At 66.6% G+C, this 17,238-nt stretch carries 17 protein-coding genes; 8 read left to right on the forward strand and 9 right to left on the reverse strand.

What is annotated here, in order from left to right; genetic code table 11:
- Positions 1-60: 60 nt before the first annotated feature.
- A complete protein-coding gene (locus J6U32_RS11295) occupies positions 61-3,372 on the forward strand; it encodes a BTAD domain-containing putative transcriptional regulator (RefSeq protein ID WP_208795522.1) in 3,312 nt (1,103 codons plus the stop codon).
- Here the strand turns inward: J6U32_RS11295 and J6U32_RS11300 are convergent.
- The 3 genes from J6U32_RS11300 to J6U32_RS11310 all read right to left on the reverse strand — a co-directional run bounded on the left by J6U32_RS11300 (position 3,354) and on the right by J6U32_RS11310 (position 5,616).
- Positions 3,354-4,190 carry an ABC transporter permease gene (locus J6U32_RS11300; RefSeq protein WP_208795523.1) on the reverse strand — a complete coding sequence of 279 codons (837 nt, stop codon included), beginning with the start codon at positions 4,188-4,190 and terminating at the stop codon, positions 3,354-3,356. The genes J6U32_RS11295 and J6U32_RS11300 overlap by 19 nt on opposite strands.
- Positions 4,187-5,224 (reverse strand): ATP-binding cassette domain-containing protein, encoded by a 1,038-nt coding sequence (locus tag J6U32_RS11305; RefSeq protein ID WP_208795524.1) that lies wholly within the window; start codon positions 5,222-5,224, stop codon positions 4,187-4,189. The genes J6U32_RS11300 and J6U32_RS11305 overlap by 4 nt, the downstream gene beginning before the upstream one ends.
- Positions 5,225-5,313: 89 nt before the next feature.
- On the reverse strand, positions 5,314-5,616 hold the full coding sequence (locus J6U32_RS11310) for a hypothetical protein (protein WP_208796067.1): 303 nt from the start codon (positions 5,614-5,616) through the stop codon (positions 5,314-5,316).
- Positions 5,617-5,782: 166 nt separating this feature from the next.
- Between J6U32_RS11310 and J6U32_RS11315 the strand changes: the two genes are divergently transcribed.
- The 3 genes from J6U32_RS11315 to J6U32_RS11325 all read left to right on the forward strand — a co-directional run bounded on the left by J6U32_RS11315 (position 5,783) and on the right by J6U32_RS11325 (position 8,585).
- Complete coding sequence (locus J6U32_RS11315; RefSeq protein ID WP_244332816.1) at positions 5,783-6,661, forward strand: hypothetical protein; 879 nt, start codon at positions 5,783-5,785, stop codon at positions 6,659-6,661.
- A 124-nt stretch (positions 6,662-6,785) separates the two neighbouring features.
- On the forward strand, positions 6,786-7,529 hold the full coding sequence (locus J6U32_RS11320; RefSeq protein ID WP_244332817.1) for a DUF4352 domain-containing protein: 744 nt from the start codon (positions 6,786-6,788) through the stop codon (positions 7,527-7,529).
- A 174-nt stretch (positions 7,530-7,703) separates the two neighbouring features.
- On the forward strand, positions 7,704-8,585 hold the full coding sequence (locus J6U32_RS11325) for a hypothetical protein (RefSeq protein ID WP_208795526.1): 882 nt from the start codon (positions 7,704-7,706) through the stop codon (positions 8,583-8,585).
- A 24-nt stretch (positions 8,586-8,609) separates the two neighbouring features.
- Here J6U32_RS11325 and J6U32_RS11330 read toward each other — a convergent pair whose 3' ends face one another.
- The 4 genes from J6U32_RS11330 to J6U32_RS11345 all read right to left on the reverse strand — a co-directional run bounded on the left by J6U32_RS11330 (position 8,610) and on the right by J6U32_RS11345 (position 11,496).
- Complete coding sequence (locus J6U32_RS11330) at positions 8,610-9,509, reverse strand: SGNH/GDSL hydrolase family protein (RefSeq protein ID WP_208795527.1); 900 nt, start codon at positions 9,507-9,509, stop codon at positions 8,610-8,612.
- Between the two features lie 116 nt (positions 9,510-9,625).
- Positions 9,626-10,120 carry a transcription elongation factor GreA gene (greA, locus tag J6U32_RS11335; RefSeq protein WP_006372305.1) on the reverse strand — a complete coding sequence of 165 codons (495 nt, stop codon included), beginning with the start codon at positions 10,118-10,120 and terminating at the stop codon, positions 9,626-9,628.
- A 138-nt stretch (positions 10,121-10,258) separates the two neighbouring features.
- Positions 10,259-11,011 carry a queuosine precursor transporter gene (locus tag J6U32_RS11340; protein WP_208795528.1) on the reverse strand — a complete coding sequence of 251 codons (753 nt, stop codon included), beginning with the start codon at positions 11,009-11,011 and terminating at the stop codon, positions 10,259-10,261.
- Positions 11,008-11,496, reverse strand: coding sequence for a DUF4307 domain-containing protein (locus tag J6U32_RS11345; protein WP_006372303.1), 489 nt, complete (start codon positions 11,494-11,496; stop codon positions 11,008-11,010). The genes J6U32_RS11340 and J6U32_RS11345 overlap by 4 nt, the downstream gene beginning before the upstream one ends.
- A gap of 162 nt (positions 11,497-11,658) precedes the next feature.
- Between J6U32_RS11345 and mca the strand changes: the two genes are divergently transcribed.
- From mca to J6U32_RS11360, 3 genes are read left to right on the forward strand one after another with little or no spacing between them, the layout of a single operon-like run.
- Complete coding sequence (gene mca / locus J6U32_RS11350) at positions 11,659-12,525, forward strand: mycothiol conjugate amidase Mca (protein ID WP_208796069.1); 867 nt, start codon at positions 11,659-11,661, stop codon at positions 12,523-12,525.
- A complete protein-coding gene (locus J6U32_RS11355) occupies positions 12,522-12,842 on the forward strand; it encodes a hypothetical protein (protein WP_208795529.1) in 321 nt (106 codons plus the stop codon). Before mca ends, J6U32_RS11355 begins: the two co-directional genes overlap by 4 nt.
- Positions 12,843-12,894: 52 nt before the next feature.
- Positions 12,895-14,931 (forward strand): thioredoxin domain-containing protein, encoded by a 2,037-nt coding sequence (locus J6U32_RS11360; protein WP_208795530.1) that lies wholly within the window; start codon positions 12,895-12,897, stop codon positions 14,929-14,931.
- A gap of 27 nt (positions 14,932-14,958) precedes the next feature.
- Here J6U32_RS11360 and J6U32_RS11365 read toward each other — a convergent pair whose 3' ends face one another.
- Both J6U32_RS11365 and J6U32_RS11370 read right to left on the reverse strand, forming a co-directional pair.
- The gene (locus J6U32_RS11365) at positions 14,959-15,816 is read right to left on the reverse strand and encodes a patatin-like phospholipase family protein (protein ID WP_208795531.1); all 858 of its coding nucleotides are present in this window, start codon (positions 15,814-15,816) and stop codon (positions 14,959-14,961) included.
- A gap of 29 nt (positions 15,817-15,845) precedes the next feature.
- Positions 15,846-16,469 carry a histidine phosphatase family protein gene (locus tag J6U32_RS11370; RefSeq protein ID WP_208795532.1) on the reverse strand — a complete coding sequence of 208 codons (624 nt, stop codon included), beginning with the start codon at positions 16,467-16,469 and terminating at the stop codon, positions 15,846-15,848.
- 151 nt (positions 16,470-16,620) lie between these two features.
- On the opposite strand from J6U32_RS11370, the gene J6U32_RS11375 reads away from it, so the two are divergent.
- Positions 16,621-17,217, forward strand: coding sequence for a TetR/AcrR family transcriptional regulator (locus J6U32_RS11375; protein ID WP_208795533.1), 597 nt, complete (start codon positions 16,621-16,623; stop codon positions 17,215-17,217).
- Positions 17,218-17,238: the final 21 nt, after the last annotated feature.

Below are 17,238 nucleotides of genomic sequence, written 5' to 3' on the forward strand. Positions count from 1 at the left end.
CCTCCCCGGTGCAGCGCCGCGATGCGTCTGTCCGGTCGGGGAGTCCACTACGCTGGCGGGGTGGCTCATGACGGGGAGGTGATCATCGGACTGCTCGGTCCGGTGTCGGTGATCGCTGCGCCGCACCCGGATTCGGACTCCGACGGACCCCAGGCCACGCCGGTGCCCGGTCTTCGTGCCAAGCGCCTGCTGACCTCGCTGGCCCTGGCCGATGGACGGACCCGGTCGGCCGAGCGACTCATCGACGACGTGTGGGGCGACGACGCACCCCGGTCGCCGACCTCGGCGCTGCACACCCAGATCTCCCGGTTGCGGCAGTTGCTCGGCGCCGACCACCTGCAGGGCTCGGGCAGCGGATACCGGCTCGTCGGGTGTCGCACCGACCTCGACGTCGTCACCGAGATGATCACCTCCACCGACGACGCCGAGCGCGCGGCGATCTGGTGGCGCGGGACCCCCGGAGATGATCTCGGTACCGAAGAACCGGGAGGGTTGATCGACGAGCTGACCGCCCGTGCCCGGCAGGTCGCCGATCGTCTCGACCGCTCCCGTTACACCGCGGCCATGGCTGCCGGCGACGATGTCACGGCCCGCTCGATCGCCGAAAAGCGTTGCCTCGCCGATCCTCTCGACGAGTCGGCACACCTGGATCTGATGCGGGCGCTGGCCGCCGCGGGTCGGGTCGCCGACGCCATCGCGGTCTATACCGGACTCCGTCGACGGCTTTCGGCCGAACTCGGGGTGGACCCGGGCGCCCAGATCAGTGCGCTGCACACCCAATTGCTCAGCGGCACCGACACTTCGGCCCCGGCCCCGGCCCCGGCGTCGGCCGAGACGCCCCGGACCGTACGCCGCGGCCGGGGCACCGGATTGCTCGCCGACACCACCGAGCTGATCGGTCGCGACGGCGACGTCGATGCCATCGTGTCGGCCATCGAGACCAGTCGGGTGGTGACCATCCAGGGACCGGGTGGGGTCGGCAAGACCCGCGTGGCCAACCGCGTCGGCCATCACCTCGTCGATGCCGGCGCCTCGGTCTTCTATGTGCCGCTGGCGCCCATCCGCGCCGACGACGACGTGGTCCCGGCCATCGCCGCTGCCCTCGGGGTCGGTGAGTCCGATCTGAGTCGCAATCGCCCTCGGATGACCGTCGGCGATCTGCACGACCGCTTGCTCGACGCCGTCCGAGGTCGCGACGCGGTGCTCATCCTCGACAACTGTGAGCAGGTCATCGACCGGTGTGCCCAGGTCGTCGCCGACCTACTCGCCGCCGACGACCACATTCGGATCCTGGTCACCAGCCGCTCGCCACTCATGTTGGCTTCCGAGCGAATCCACCTGCTGCCGACGCTCGATGCGCGCCAGACCGGGCCGGCCGTACAACTGTTCGTCACTCGGGCCCGCGCGGTGCGGCCCGACGCGTTGTTGCCGCCGGATCGGGTGGCGGCATTGTGCCGCCACCTCGACGGTCTGCCGCTGGCGATCGAACTCGCCGCTGCCCGGATCCGCACCATGACCGTCGAGGAGATCGCCGATCGCCTCGTCGAACGGTTCGCGTTGTTACGCGGGGCCGATCGCAGTGCACCCGATCGGCACCGCACCCTTTATGCGGTTATCGACTGGAGCTGGGAACTGCTCGACGAGGATGCGCGGATCGCGTTGTGTCGATTGTGTCGATTCCCCGGTGGATTCACCACCGACGCGGGCGCAACGGTGTTGGGCTACAGCGGTTTCCGCCTCGACGACACGCTCGCCGCACTGGTCAACCAGTCCTTGCTCGAGGTCACCGAGAGCGGTGGACGCGTGCGCTACCGGATGCTGGAGACGGTGCGCGAATTCGGCGAGGGCAAACTCGGCGCCACCCCGGAGGGGTCGGAAGAGGTCGACCAGCGGATGTGGCGGTGGGCCCGCGAATTCTGCGTCGACGCGGCCGCACGCTACGACGAGGGCATCGACGACGTGCTGCTCGGCGCGGTGGCCGCCGACGCCGAGAACCTCGTCTGGGTGCTGCGCAGTTGCCTCGACCGCCTGAGCGCCGGCGAGCCGTCGTTGCACTCCGGCGCCCCGACCGACACCTTCCTGACCGTCATCCGGGTCTTCCCCGTGCTCGCCGGCCTGTGGATGGCGCGGGGGTTGCACGCCGAGGTGTTGAACTGGGGGACAAGGATTCTCGCGGTGGCCCCGACGCCGCCGCGCACGGTCGCCGACGATGTGCGGCGAGACTGGGAGGCGTCGTTGCTCGCCGCGCTCGCCCATCAGGTGATGCGCCGTGATCTGCGTGCGCTGGCGAAGGGTCGCTATCACCTGCGCCTGCTCCACCGACCCGATCACGCCTACGATGAACAGACCGATCTGATCGCGGCATGCGCGCTCAGCCGTACCGCCCTCGAGGCCATGCGCCACATCGTCCGCGGCACACGGGCCGCCGAGGAGCGAGTGGCCACCGCGGCGATGGCCGCGCGCATGAACATCCGAGAGAACATGGGTGACCTCGAGGGTGCGCTGCGCGACGGGGCGACCCTGCAGAAGCGAGCCGAGGCGAACGGCGACACGTGGATGTCGGCGATGGTCGAGATCAGTGTCGGTAGCGTCCTGGGCCAGCAGATGCTGTGGCGTGACGCGGTAGGTCACTATCGCAGGGGCATCGTCGAACTCGTGCGCCTCGGCGCCTACGAGGACGAGATGCAGACCCGAACGTATCTGGTGGTCACCTTGATCGCGCTCGGTGAAATGGATTCTGCGGCAACAGAGCTCGAGGTCGTCTCGGACGGGTGGACGCCGGATCAGCCCGATCCGCAGGGCAGCCCGGAAATCGGTGCGGCTCTGATGCTTGCCCACGCCGAGTTCCGATTCGCCAAGGGGGACACCGAAGTCGCCGGTGATCTCTATCGTCGGGCCGGTGAGCTGGTGAGGCGCGAGCATCCACTCGGGGGCCAGGACCCGGGAGCGCTCATGATGGTGAGCGTGGCGGTGATCGGGTTGATGCGAGCGGGGCTGACCGAGCTGGCGCGCGGTTATCTGCCGATCCTGGGCGACGGTGTGGCGGCGACATTCTCCGCGCTCGGCTGGCACGATTCGCCGCAGGCCGGGGCGATGGCCCTGGCCGCGGGTTATGTCCTGAGCGCCGACCCGCAGACGCGCGGCGACGGCGCCCGACTCATGGTGCTGTCGCAGCGACTACGGGCTCGTCGGGATTACCCGGGCTTCGTCTACACCGTTGAGCACATGCAGGAACTGTCGGGTCTCACCGATGAGGAGTGGCAGGCGCACACTGGTCCGGTCGCGGACCTGCCCCGACGCCAGGCGGCCGCACGGTTGCAGGCCATCCTGGCGTCGAGGCGTGCCGATGGTGCTCAGGCGTTGCGCATATAGGCGCGCACCGCGAGCGGTGCGAACACCGCGGTGATGACGGCCGCACCGATCAACGACCACACCACGTGAATGCCGATGTGTCCGTTGGTGGTCAGTTCCCGGACCGCGGTGACGAGATGGCTGATCGGATTGACGTTGACGAAGCCCTGCAACCAGCCGGGCATGGTGCTGACCGGGACGAAGGCATTGGACATGAAGGTCAGCGGAAACAGGATCAGCATCGAGATGCCCTGCACGGCTGAGGCTTTGCTCATCAGGCAGCCCATGAGTGCGAAGATCCAGGAGATTGCGAAGCTGCACACGATGACCAGCAGGGCGGCACCGATGGCGCCGAGGGCGTCGGGGCGCCAGCCCATGATGATGCCCATCACGATGGTCAGTGTGGTGGCGATCAGATAGCGGATCATGTCGGCGAGCAGCGCGCCGGCGAGCGGGCTGATCCGCGCGATGGGCAGGGCCCGGAATCGGTCGAAGACGCCCTTGTCCATGTCCTCACGCAGTTGGGTGCCGGTGACGATGGAGGTGGTGATCACCGTCTGCACCATGATGCCCGGAATGATCACCGGCAGATACGAGTGGATGTTGCCGCTGATCGCGCCACCGAAGATGTAGGTGAACATCAGCGTGAAGATGATCGGCTGGAGCGTCACGTCGAACAACTGCTCGGGGTTGTGTCGGATCTTGAGCACACCGCGGTAGGCCATGGTGAACGATTGGCGGATCGTTTCACCAAGGCTCACAGAGGTTTTCACCTTGTCACGGACTTCGCGTGTGGTGATGGCCGACGCGGTGGACGTCCGGTTGAGTGTGGTGGTCATGACTGGGTCTCCTCGGTGGAGTCATCGGTGGGGGTGTCGGTGTCGGTCTCCGCGGGCTTGCCGGTGAGCGTCATGAACACCTCGTCGAGGCTGGGCTTCTGGACGTTGATCTCGTCGACGGTGATGTCCTGTTCACGCATGGCGATGAGGATGTCGGGGACGAGGTCGGGGCGGTGCAACGACGCCGAGACCCGGCCGGCCTCGGCCGACAGTGCGGCGGGTTCGCCGAGCATCTGCTCGACGATCTCCGCGACGCGCGGGGCGTCGGCGCGGTCCGCGGGCCGCAGCTGCAGGGTGGCCGCGCCGATCGAGTTCTTGAGCCCGTCGGCGGTGTCGTCGGCGATGACCCGTCCGTGATCGATGACGGCGATGCGATCGGCGAGTTGGTCGGCCTCGTCGAGGTACTGCGTGGTCAACAGCACCGTCGACCCACCGCGGACGAGATTGCGGATGGTGTCCCACATCTGGGCGCGGGTACGGGGATCGAGGCCGGTGGTCGGCTCGTCGAGGAACAGTAGCGGCGGGGTGTCGATGAGACTGGCCGCGAGATCCAGGCGGCGACGCATGCCCCCGGAGAAGTTCTTCAGCGGCCGGTCGGCGGCGTCGGTGAGAGAGAACTCGTCGAGGAGTTCCTCGGCGCGTGACTTCGCGGCCTTGCGGGAGAAACCGAGGAGCCGGGCGAAGACGACGAGGTTCTGGGTGGCAGTGAGATCCTCGTCGACCGAGGCGTACTGCCCGGTGACACCGACGAGCGAGCGGACCGCGACCGCGTCGGAGACGACGTCGTATCCGAAGACCGTCGCCGACCCCGCATCGGGTTTCAGGAGGGTGGCCAGCATGCTGACCGTTGTGGTCTTGCCGGCGCCGTTGGGGCCGAGGACGCCATAGACCGAACCGGTGGGGACGGCCAGGTCCACGCCGTCGACGGCGCGGTTGTTACCGAAGGTCTTGACCAGGCCGTGAGCGTCGATGGCGAGGTCGGTGGTCCGAGCCGCGCCACCCGGAGCCGGGCTGGTGTGCAGTGCTGTGGTCATGGACACCACTGTGCCCGGTGCTGCTGTCGTCGCGCTTACGTCGGCTTACGCGTGGTGTCGGCGACCGACAGCGCGACGATCTCTGCAGGTCAGGCGGCCGAGGACACCGAGGCTGCCGGAAGGTCGGTGGCGTAGCGGACGACCGCACCGACCGGGCCGAGACGGCGCTCGACCGTGACGATGGCGCCCGCGAGCTGCTCGGGGTCGTCGACATCGGCGACGAGCGCGACGGTATGGCCGTTGTTGCCGAGCATGTAGGGCACGACGTCGGAGTACGTGCTGCTGACGACGGCCAGCGGTACCCCCGCGTCGAACAGCGTGTCGGCGTAGGCGTGGACGGCCCGATCGTCGGTGAGGACGATCATCGGCACCTCGGGTGCGGGCTTGTGCATTCTCATCGGTCTCTCCGTTCGCGAGTTGTGGTGAACGCGATAGAACCACTGTGAACCCGCAGGTTGACGGCGGTCTGCGATCAACCTGTGGATCGTCTGTGACCCATCGCACTGGTTGTGGACAGCTTCGCCGTGAATGCCCGAGATGCGCCTAGCCTCCTCGGCCATGGGAAAACGCAAACGCCACCGCAGAGCTCCTCGCACCACGTCGCACGCGCGGCGCGCCAACCGGACGTCGTCCCGATCGCTCCAGGCGCGGTGGTCACCCGAACGGATGGTCGTGCTCCGCGATGAGCTTTCCGACGCCTATGACCGGATCCTGCGTGACTGCGCCGCGGTGACCGAAGACTTGGAGCCACGTCTGCGCGCATTGAGCGCCCGATGCCACGAGCTGGCCGGCCTGGGTCGCGAGACCGGTGACGAGGACTACGGCTGGCTGCTTGGTGAAGTGCGAGCTCAGTTGTCGATGTATCGCATGGCGGACGAGGTGGCGAATCGCTGCGTCGATGCGAGCGAGGCACTTTCGGGCCTTGCGCCGATCTGGTTACCGACGTCGGCGTTGACGGTGGCCTCGGCGGCGACCGATGTCGCCGGTCAGAGCACCTTCGGCTTGACCGGACTGCTTCCACGAGGGCTGATGGTGTTCGCGAAACCCTTCGTCAAGGCCGGCGAGATCTATGAATGCGACTGTCCGCAGACACCCGACGTCGATGTCGACGCGGTGCTGTGGTGGACGGCCGAACCCGAAGACGACGGGATGGTCGATGACGGTGTCGACGGCGAGGTCGATGAGGTCCTGGAGGTGGTGGCGTTGGCTCGTCGGCGTGGTGCACGTTCGCCGCAACGTGAGAATTGTGTGTCGTCGACCCTGGTCGAGGTGACCGGCGTGCGCGTGCCGATCGGAAGCACTTTCGACGTTCCCGATGGGGCGCGGCCGTTGATCGAGATGCTGTGTCGAATCGGAAAGGCATTGCAGAACAACACTATCGGTCTCGTCGAGATCGATGGGGGATGGATGGTGCAGGTGGCTGCGAAGGCCGCATGACGGGTGCGGGTCCCACGGGTCGTCCGGTCGAATGACAGATTCGTCGGAATTGTCAGACCCTCTCTGTTGAGTGAGTCGGGAGGCGGTACCGACCGGTTACCGCACCAAGTCAAAGGAGATCGACGTGACCACTCCCCAGGATCCGAATGCCCAGAACGCCGGGCCCCAGTATGGAGCACCCCAGTACAGTACACCCCAATACGGGTCGCCCCAATTCGGTGCACCCCAGTACGGCCAGACCGGTTATGGGTTTCCGCCGCAACCGATTCCGGCACCGCCCAAGAAGAAGCGCAAGTGGCCGTGGATTCTCGGCGCCATCGTGGTGCTGATCATCATCATCGCTGTGGCGACCAGCGGCGGCTCCGACGACTCGTCTCCGAGTGGGTCGCAGAACGGACCAGCGCAGAACGGACCAGCGCAGAACGGAGCAGCCCAGAATGCGCCCGCGAACGGCGGCGGGGAGCAGGCGGCCGGGCTCAACACCCCGGTGCGGGACGGCAAATTCGAGTTCGTCGTGACCGGTGTCGAGAAGGGGCTCGCCAGCGTCGGCGACAACCCGTATCTCACCGAGCAGGCGCAAGGGCAGTTCGTGGTCGTCACGATGACCGTCAAGAACATCTCCGACAAGGCCTACGGATTCAGCCCGTCGGATCAGAAGCTGCTCGACGCGCAGGGGCGCGAATTCGAGCCGAGCACGAGTGCGCAGATCGCCCTGGGCGGCTCCGATATCCCGGTGTGGGACAACATCAATCCCGGTAACACCGTGACCGCCAAGGTGGTCTTCGACATGTCCAAGGACGCGGTGCCCACCGCCATCGAGCTGCACGACTCGATGTTCTTCGGCGGCGCGAAGGTCACCCTCGGCTGACCTGAGGAAGCCACGACGTACCGGTGTCCGCACCGTCCGCAATGGGCGGTGCGGACACCGGAGGGTGTCGTCACGAGGGAGCTTGCCGCGAATGTGAACCGATGAGTTCATCGTTTTTCGTGCCTGTGGAATTCCGGAGCGGCCTTCGTGCCGAACGGTCTTACGCTGCAACGCATGGGACGACGACACTACACAACCCCGAAGCCAGCGACGCCTACCCCGCGCCGACGCAAGCGTCTCGAGGACCAGCTCGCGCAGGCGAAAGCGACTGATGGTCAGGAGATCTCGCCGTGGGGCCCGGGTTGGGCGCCGACGGTGTACTCCGGTCTCGTGCAGGCCTACCGCCTTCTCCTGACCGAATGGCCGTACCACCTCGCACACATCGAGAAGCGCCTCGAACACTATGATCGGGTGCTCGACGCGATGAAGGCCAACGGCCGGCAGGACACCGACGCGTTTCGCGAACTCGACGCCCGATCGTTCGAACACGCCTACATGTATGTGACCGTGTATCGCAGCATGCTCACCACCGAGGCCATCAGCGAGGCGGTGGCCGGGGTCGGCCCGGTCTGGGTGCCCGAGACCGTGATGACGGAACTGGGTACGCCCGGAATCGATATGCGCGACACCCGAATCCTCGCTTCACTCGGGCCGAGTGGGTTGTTGCTGTTCGAGCGGCCGCCGGCGCGCATGCATGAGGACCTCGGGCCGGGTACCCCGGTCATGCCGGAGGTGACTGTCGACGGGTTGCTCTGGCATCCCAAGGCGATCGGTGCGTGGGCCGCGCACGCCGACGACATCGCACCGATGGTGGTTCTGCGCCCACTGACCCGGAGTACTGCGCTGCAGCCACTGCGGGGCATGGGATGGAAATCGTCGATCCTCACCGAGGCGACAGTGATCGATGTTCCGCTCCAGCAGCATCATTCGGTCGCCGACAACCTGTCACCGGTCGTCGAACTCGCCATCGCACTCGCGCATGCCATGCACGACGGCGCGGTGCGCACCGACGTCGGTGCATCCGGTGCGGGCCTGACCCTGGTGCATGCTGCGTGAGCGGCAATCCGGGTGATGTGGCCCTCAGCGCCCCAGACCCAGCGCACCGGCAGTGATCGAGGCCAACTCCCGCTCGCCCAACGCATTCGGATGGACCGGAACGATTTGCTGGGTGGTCAGGATCGGTTCGATCCAGCGGGTCCCGACCGGCTTGCAACTGTCGTGGCCGACCGACGGGGTGGTGGCGTCGACGAAGGTCACACCGGTCTCGGCGGCGGCGCGTCGAATCGCGTCGTTGAGCGTTGCCTCGATGTCGTAGGTGTAGGCGACATCGCCTGCGGCGACCGGAAATGCGGGACAGGGCTCGTAGGTCGCCGGCATGATCCACGGATAGCCGATCACCGCGATGCGAGCGTGCGGTGCCTTGCTGCGTATCGCTCTCATGGCCTTCACCAGCTTCGGAAAGGTTTGTGTCCGAATCTCATTCGCGATGGTGTCGCCGTAGGTGTCCTTACACGGTGAGCCGCGGCCCAGGGTGGTCGCGGCGGCTGCCAGGCACTTGCCCACGGTCCCGGCGAAGACCATTCCGTCGTTGCCACCGATCATGAAGGTGACCAGGTCGGTGCCGGGGCCGAGGGCGTCGAGTTGTGGATGAAGGCCCGGGTATTGCACCCCGAAGAAATCCTCGGTGGTCGCGCCGCCGCAACTGACGTCGGTGAGGTGATAGCCGAACCGCTGCGCGATGAGGTGCGAGTAGTTGTCCGCCGATTGTGCGCATTGCTCGAGGGTGCCCGGTGCCGTCGGCACGACACCGGAACCGGCCGAATAACTGTCGCCGAGATTCACGTAGGTCAGCGCAGAGGTGGTCGGCGCAGAGGTCGGTCCAGGGGTGGCGAGGGCAGGTCCGGCGCCCATCAACGCGGAAGCGACGACGGCGGATGCGATGAGGCCCCCGACCCTGCGTGCGCGTGCATGCAGGTTCACGCCGAATGTTGTAACACGTTCTCGTTCGCCACGTGGCCGGATCAGCGCACCCGGAGACGACGATCGCGGCCGTCCGGTGAGGGACGGCCGCGATCGCAGATCTCGGGATGAACCGGTCAGCTGTGGTAGGGCTCGGCCTTGACCAGCGTCACCTTCACCGTCGCCCCGCTGGGGACGGTGTATTCGCGGGTTTCGCCGACCTTGGTGTCGATCAGCGCAGCGCCGAGCGGGGAGCTGGGGGAGTAGGTCTCCAGCTTCCCGCCTTGAGCACCTTCCTCGCGGGTGGCGATCAAGAAGGTCTCGGTGTCGTTCTCGTCGCCGTCGTAGTAGACGGTCACGACCGAACCGGGCAGCGCAACACCCGACTGGGTGGGTGCCTCGCCGACCTTGGCGTTGTTCAGGAGTTCCTGCAACTGGCGGATACGCGCCTCCTGCTGGCCCTGCTCTTCGCGGGCAGCGTGGTAGCCGCCGTTCTCCTTGAGGTCACCCTCTTCACGACGCTCGTTGATCTCCGCAGCAATGACCGGACGGTTGGCGATCAGGGAATCCAGCTCGCCCTTGAGGCGGTCGTAGGACTCCTGGGTCAGCCAGGTCACCTGGGTGTCGGTCATCGGTCACTCCTTTGTGTTGTCCGCGCCCCGCCGCGATGTCTTCACGACGGGCATGTGGACTGCTCTAAATGCAGCAACACGACCCCTTGCGGAGCCGTGTATCCGACGAGGATACCAGCGAATGAGATCGAACGCACATCACGACGGGGTCGCGTGTGCCTCCGCAAGAGCCGTCACATAAGTTGGCTCGGCCTTCTTCAACCATGCGCACACCAGATAGGTGATGGGCATGATGATGATCTCGACCAAGGTCTTCCACAAGAATCCGACGATGGTGTAGTTCCAGAAGTCTCCCCAGGTCGAGATGCCCAGCGCCGACGCGGCGACCGAACAGAACACCAGGGTGTCGGCGAATTCGCCGACGACGGTGGAGCCGAGTAGCCGAGCCCACAGTCGCCGTTCTCCGGCGCGTTCCTTCATCTTCACCAGGACAAAGGAGTTGAGGAATTCGCCGGCGAGATATCCGAGTAGTCCGGCCAACAAGAACTGCGGTACCACCCCGGCGACGGCTTTGAATGATTCCTGATTGGAATAGAACGGGGCGGCCGGGAGGTGAATGGTCAGCCAGAAGCATGCGGAGGCGATCAGCAGGACGACGAATCCGGCGAGAATCACCCGTCGCATCGTCTTGAAGCCGTACACCTCGCTGATGACGTCGCCGAGTACGTAGGCAAGCGGGAACAGATAAAAGGCGCCGTCGGTGACCAGGCCGTTGAGGTGGAACGGGCCGAGATCGAGATGCAACCACTGGTCGAACAGCAGCACACCCTTGGTGCCGGTGATGTTGCTGATGAGCATGACCCCGACGAACAGCGCGGTCAGCATCGGTAGATAGTGGCTCGACACGGTCGCGAAGACCGCGCGGTTGGTACGCGTGTCGGTCGCGGTCATCCGGCCGATCCTGCCGACGGCGGTGCGGTCAGATACGCGGGCACGCTCGTCGAGCAGCCGAACACCTCACCGATCACCGGTGGCTCGGAGGTCTTCACCTCGACCCGGTGTCCTTCTTGTACCTGTCCGGGGCCGATCAGCACCTCGCGGCGTCCGGTCTCCGACCCATCCTTGGAGCGGGCTCGGATGACACAGGCGACCGGCTGTGACGGATCGGCGCGGTTCACCGTGAACTGCACCGCAACGGTCGACGAGTTGAGGATGTCGTATCCGGTGGCCTGACCGGAGACGTCCGGATCGGCGAATTTGTGGTACCCGATCACCGCGAGGATGACGCCGACGACCACGACGAGCACCGACAGTGCGATGAACCACAGTCGACGGCTCGACGCCGATTGCGCGACGGGATAGGTCGCCCGCGGGCCGCTCTGCGGGCGATCCTGCAGGTCGGAGCCCGGTGGCGTGCCCCCGTCTGAACTGTTCACGGGTCAATACCTACCATGAGAGAAGTACCGACCCGAAGGCGAGGAACCGTGCGCGAGACCCACACCGCCGAATCCCACCCGTCGACATCGTCGACCCAGGGGGACGGCGCGTCGACGCCGACCGGGGTTGTCACGACGTCGCCGGGCGGTGGATTCCGACTGATGGCGGTGCATGCCCACCCCGACGACGAATCCAGCAAGGGGGCGGCGACGTCGGCGAAATACGCCGCGGAGGGCAACGACGTTCTCATCGTGACGCTGACCGGCGGTGAGCGCGGTGACATCCTCAACCCTGCGATGGATCGTCCGGGCGTCAAGGAGCGGATGAGCGAGGTCCGCAAGGAAGAGATGGCCAAGGCCGCCGCGGCGCTCGGTGTGCAGCAACAGTGGCTCGGTTTCGTCGACTCCGGGCTACCCGAGGGCGATCCGCCACCGCCACTGCCGGAGGGGTCGTTCGCCACCCTGCCGCTCGAGGTGCCCACCGAAGCGCTCGTGAAGCTCGTCCGCGAGTTCCGGCCGCACGTGATGATCACCTACGACGAGCGCGGCGGATACCCCCATCCCGACCACATCATGTGCCACAAGGTGTCGGTCGCCGCTTTCGAGTCCGCCGGTGACCCCGATGCCTACCCCGGGACCGGTGAACCGTGGACCGTCTCGAAGCTCTACTACACCCACGGCTTCATCCGGGACCGGATGATCCTGTTCTCCGACGAGTTCGAACGCCACGGGCAGGAGAGCCCGTTCAAGGAGTGGCTGAGCAAGTGGGACTCCAGCCGCGGCGACCTGATGGCGCGGGTGACCACCCAGGTCGAGTGCGGCAAGTACTTTCCTCAACGTGACGAGGCGTTGCGTGCGCACGCCACCCAGATCGACCCGAACGGGATGTTCTTCGCGGTCCCGCTCGAGTGGCAGCAGCGTCTGTGGCCGACCGAGGAGTTCGAGCTGGCGCAGACCCGTGTGACCACCTCGATTCCCGAGAGCGATCTGTTCGCCGGGCTCGAGGCGAACAGCGAGGTTTCCCGATGACGTCCGTTTCGATCGCCGCCGGGCTGCACGGTGTGCTGCTGGCCGCCGACCAGCAGCCACAGGGCCCGGAGTTCGGCAAGGCCTCTCCGCTGGGTCTGCTGATCATCATCCTGCTGCTGATCTGCACGGCCCTGCTCATCTGGTCGATGAACCGGCAACTGCGCAAGCTGCCCAAGACCTTCGACACCGAGCACCCCGAAGCCGATCAGGCCTTCGACGAGGGCACCGATTCGGTGGGCCCCACGACCCCGCAGTCGCTGAGCGATGCGAACGCCATCGGTGACGCGGGTACGGCGAAGAAGCCGGCCGACACCTGATCCGGCGGCAGGTGGATCGTCGGACACCCGAGCTCCGGATGCGAGGACACCGATGACCAGTGAGTCCAGCGCTACGCGCAATGAACTCGGGGCGGCGACCAGCCCCTATCTGCGTCAGCACGCCGACAACCCGGTGCACTGGCGCGAGTGGGGTGACGATGCGCTCGTCGAGGCTGCCCGCCGGGACGTCCCGGTCCTGCTGTCGGTCGGGTACGCCGCATGCCACTGGTGTCATGTGATGGCGCACGAATCGTTCGAGGACGAGGCGACCGCCGCACAGATGAACGCCGAGTTCGTGTGCATCAAGGTCGATCGTGAAGAGCGGCCCGACATCGACGCGATCTACATGAACGCCACCGTCGCCATGACCGGGCAGGGCGGTTGGCCGATGACCTGCTTTCTCACGCCCGGCGGGGAGCCGTTCTACTGCGGCACGTACTTTCCGGACTCGCCGCGCAACGGCATGCCGTCTTTCCGGCAACTCCTCACCGCCATCACCGAGGCGTGGACGCAACGGCGCGACGAGGTCTCCGGAGTCGGTCGCAAGGTTCGAGATCATCTGCACGCCAACGCCTCGGCGTTGCCGGCCGGGGCACTCGACGTCGATGATCGGCTCCTCACGCACGCGGTGAACAGCGTCCTCGGCGAGGAGGACCGGGAGTCCGGCGGATTCGGCGGAGCACCGAAGTTCCCGCCGTCGGCGCTGCTCGAAGCGTTGCTGCGGCACACCGAATACACCGGAACGCCCGAGGCCCTCGACGCGGTCCGCCGCACGTGTGATGCCATGGCGCGCGGCGGTATCCACGACCAGCTCGCCGGCGGGTTCGCCCGCTACGCGGTCGACAACGACTGGGTTGTACCGCATTTCGAGAAGATGCTCTACGACAACGCGCAGTTGTTGCGGGTGTACGCGCATCTGGCGCGCATCACCGGCGATCCTCTGGCCACCCGCGTCACCGGTGAGATCGTGGAGTTCCTCCGACGGGACCTACGGGTGCCCGGGGGCTTCGCGTCCGCGCTCGACGCCGATGCCGCAGGCGTCGAAGGATCGACCTATGTGTGGACGCCGGCGCAATTGACCGAGGTGCTCGGCGACCCGGACGGCCGTTGGGCCGCAGAACTTTTCGGTGTGACCGAGTCGGGGACCTTCGAACACGGTACCTCGACCCTGCGGTTGCGGCTCGACCCCGACGGATTCGACACCCATGCCGTTCGACAACGATTCGACGACGTACGCCGACGGCTGCTGGCCGCGCGTGCCGATCGGCCCCAACCGGCCCGCGACGACAAAGTGGTCACCGGCTGGAACGCGATCGCCGTCACCGCCCTGGCAGAGGCAGGCGCAGGGCTCGGTCACCCGGAATGGATCGACCTCGCACGTGAGGTTGCCGCGACGCTACTCGCCGAGCACGTCCGAGGCGGCCGATTGCGCCGGGCGTCGCTCGGTGGCGTCATCGGCGATCCCGTTGCCGCACTGGATGATCACGCAGCGCTGGTTACCGCGTTGCTGACCCTGCACCAGGTGACCGGCGAGATCTCCCATCGGGAGCAGGCGCTGGAACTCTTGGACATCACGATCGAGATCTTCGCCGACCCCGACGAGCCGGGAAGCTGGTACGACGCGGCGGGTACCGACCTGATCGCACGACCCCGCGACCCGATCGACGGGGCCACTCCCGCAGGTGCGTCACTGCTGGCCGAGGCATTGTTCGCCGCGTCGGCACTGGCCGATACCGCTCGCGCCGCGCGCTACGCGGAATTGCTTGACGCCACTCTCGGCCGGGGTGCGGTGCTGTTGGCGAAACTTCCGCGCTCGGCCGGCCAGTGGCTCGCGGTGGCACAGGCGCGCGCCGCCGGGCCATTGCAGATCGCGGTCTCCCAGACGCCGGGCAGCACCGGGGAACTCGCCGCCCAGGCTCGGACCTTCGCTCCCGGAGGATCGATCGTCGTTGCCGGTCAACGGGATTCGCTGCCGCTACTGGAAGATCGCGGGCCCGTCTCAGGTGTCGATGCCGCCTATGTGTGCAGAGGTACGGTGTGTGATCTCCCGGTCACCGACGGGCAGGCGCTGCGCACTGCGCTGGGGTGATCGGGCTGCGAGGTGCGAGTCGCATCATCACACCGCCGCCGACCACTCCGACAACGTGAGCGCGAGGACGCCGTCGTCGTAGCCGAGAACCGCTGCCACACCACGGATGTCGGGATCAAGGGGGTTGGTTCCGAAACCGGCTGCCGAACGTTGCGACGGGGTGATCACGCGCGCTGCGGCCAGGACGGTCGCGACCTGCGGGGCGACGGTATCGGGATCGTCGAGCATCGGCGCGATGACGATGACCTCGTCGAACCCGGCGGCCAGGTGGGCGTTGGTGGGCGAGAACGATCCGCCGTCGATGTACTCGGCGCCGCCGATGGTGACGGTCGGCCAGATACCGGGGACGGCGCAACTCGCGGTCACCGCATCGGTCAGGTCAACGCCTTCGACGCATCGCGCTCCGTCGGGCACCGTGCGCTCCTCGGTGGTGAAGACGGTGAGTTCGCCATCCTCGCGCAGTGCCGTGATCTGCAGGTTCGGCGGCCAGAACTCGGAGGTGTACCGGCCGCGGACCGCGGCTCGACGGCGGTCCGGTTCCGTGCCGGCGTGAGTGTGTGACAGTTCGACGAATCGCCGGGCCCGCTCGGCGCGCGGTGCGCCGGATGTGGCCACCTCGAAGAACGCCTCGAGCGCCGAGGCGACGTCACCCTCGGGCCCCAGCTCTGCATTGCGCCGTGACGCGCGCACCATGATGTCGAATTGATCGGCGGCCGAGCCTGATTGAAGAATGGCCGTACCGACTGCCGATCCCGCGGAGGTGCCGATCACTGCGGCGGCGTCACCGAGGCGCACCGCGCCGGCCTCCTCCAGTGCAGCGAGCACGCCGGTCATCCAGCCGATACCGACCAGACCGCCACCGCCGAGCACGATTGCTGTCGTCATCACCGGCCACCTCTCGGATCCATCGCTTGTCAGATTGATGTGGGTGTGGCCCATTCGCCCACGGGCCCACGCAATTCGGACAGTCGGCGATCGCCGCCCGCCTCGGCGAGCAGCGCCGAACCCGCCGGCCGCAAGTCGATGTCGGCGCCTTGGCCGATGGGCCATCGCAGGAATCGGCAGATGAACGACCGCGAGAAGTGCCCGTGCGACACCACCACCACATCACTTGAGCCGAGCTGACTTTCGACGCGATCGACGGCGGCGTCGACTCGTGTGGTCATGTCCGCGACCGATTCGCCACCGGGTGCGCCGTGGGTCCAGATCGCCCATGTCGGATCGTGATCCGCCTGGATCTGCACGCGGGTCAACCCCTCGTAGTCGCCGTAGTCCCACTCCGCGAACAACTCGCTGGTCTCATCGACGCTGAGGCCGGCGAGTTCGGCGGTCCGCTGGGTGCGGCGTCGGGGAGAGGCGAACACGAACGGCTGGTGCAAACCGATGCGCTCGGTGATGCCCCTCAGTGCCGCGGCATCCTGCTCGCCTTTGGCGGTCAGGTCGATGTCGGTGCGCCCGGTGTGCTGATCGGACAGCGACCATTCGGTCTGTCCGTGGCGGATGAGCAGAACACGGCGGCGGGTGCGATCGGTGGACACGCGATTCAGCGTAGTCGCCGGTTCACGAGGTGAGGGCACATCCGGGCCGGTGGAGGGTCTCGGCGATGGTCGATTTGCCGTGACACGTCCCGACGTCGGTGGGCCGTCGAGGAGGAACCGGTACCGGGGTCTTGCTTCCTATACTGGGCCGATGCCCCGTCCTCTGGTCATCGGTGAGGCCGACCTCCTCGACAATCTGTTGCGCGCATTCGCCGATCTCGGCTTCGAGGGTGCGAGCGTGCGCGCCCTGTGCCGGCACCTCGGTATCAGCCACAACCTCATTCACAGTCGGTACCAGTCGAAGGAAGCGGCATGGTATGCGGCAGTCGATCATGGTTTCGCGCAGCTCTTCTCGGACTTGACCATCGAGTCCGACGAATCCGATGACGACCCGCTGGAACTGCTGCGGATCGGAATGCGCAAGTACGCCTTGGCAACTCTCGATCATCCCGCGCTGGCGCGGATCATCCAACAGGAATCGGCACGTCCGGGCCCGCGATTCGAATACATGTTGGAGCGATACATCACCCCGACCCGGGAACTCACGGCGGCGCTGCTCGAAGAACTGCAGAGTGCCCAGGTCATACGCGCCGGCGCGGTCGAGGCGGTCTACTTCTTCCTGACGACATGGGGGATCGGCGGCCTCGCGAGCACCACCGCGCAGATCCGGGGACGCGAGTCGCTGCGCAGTAGTGACGTCGCGTTGCTGGCGGTCGACGTGGTGATCGACGGGCTGCGCCAGAAGTAGATTGACAAGTGTCAATTAATG

The sequence above is a fragment of the Gordonia polyisoprenivorans genome, from assembly GCF_017654315.1.
Lineage (GTDB): Bacteria > Actinomycetota > Actinomycetes > Mycobacteriales > Mycobacteriaceae > Gordonia > Gordonia polyisoprenivorans_A.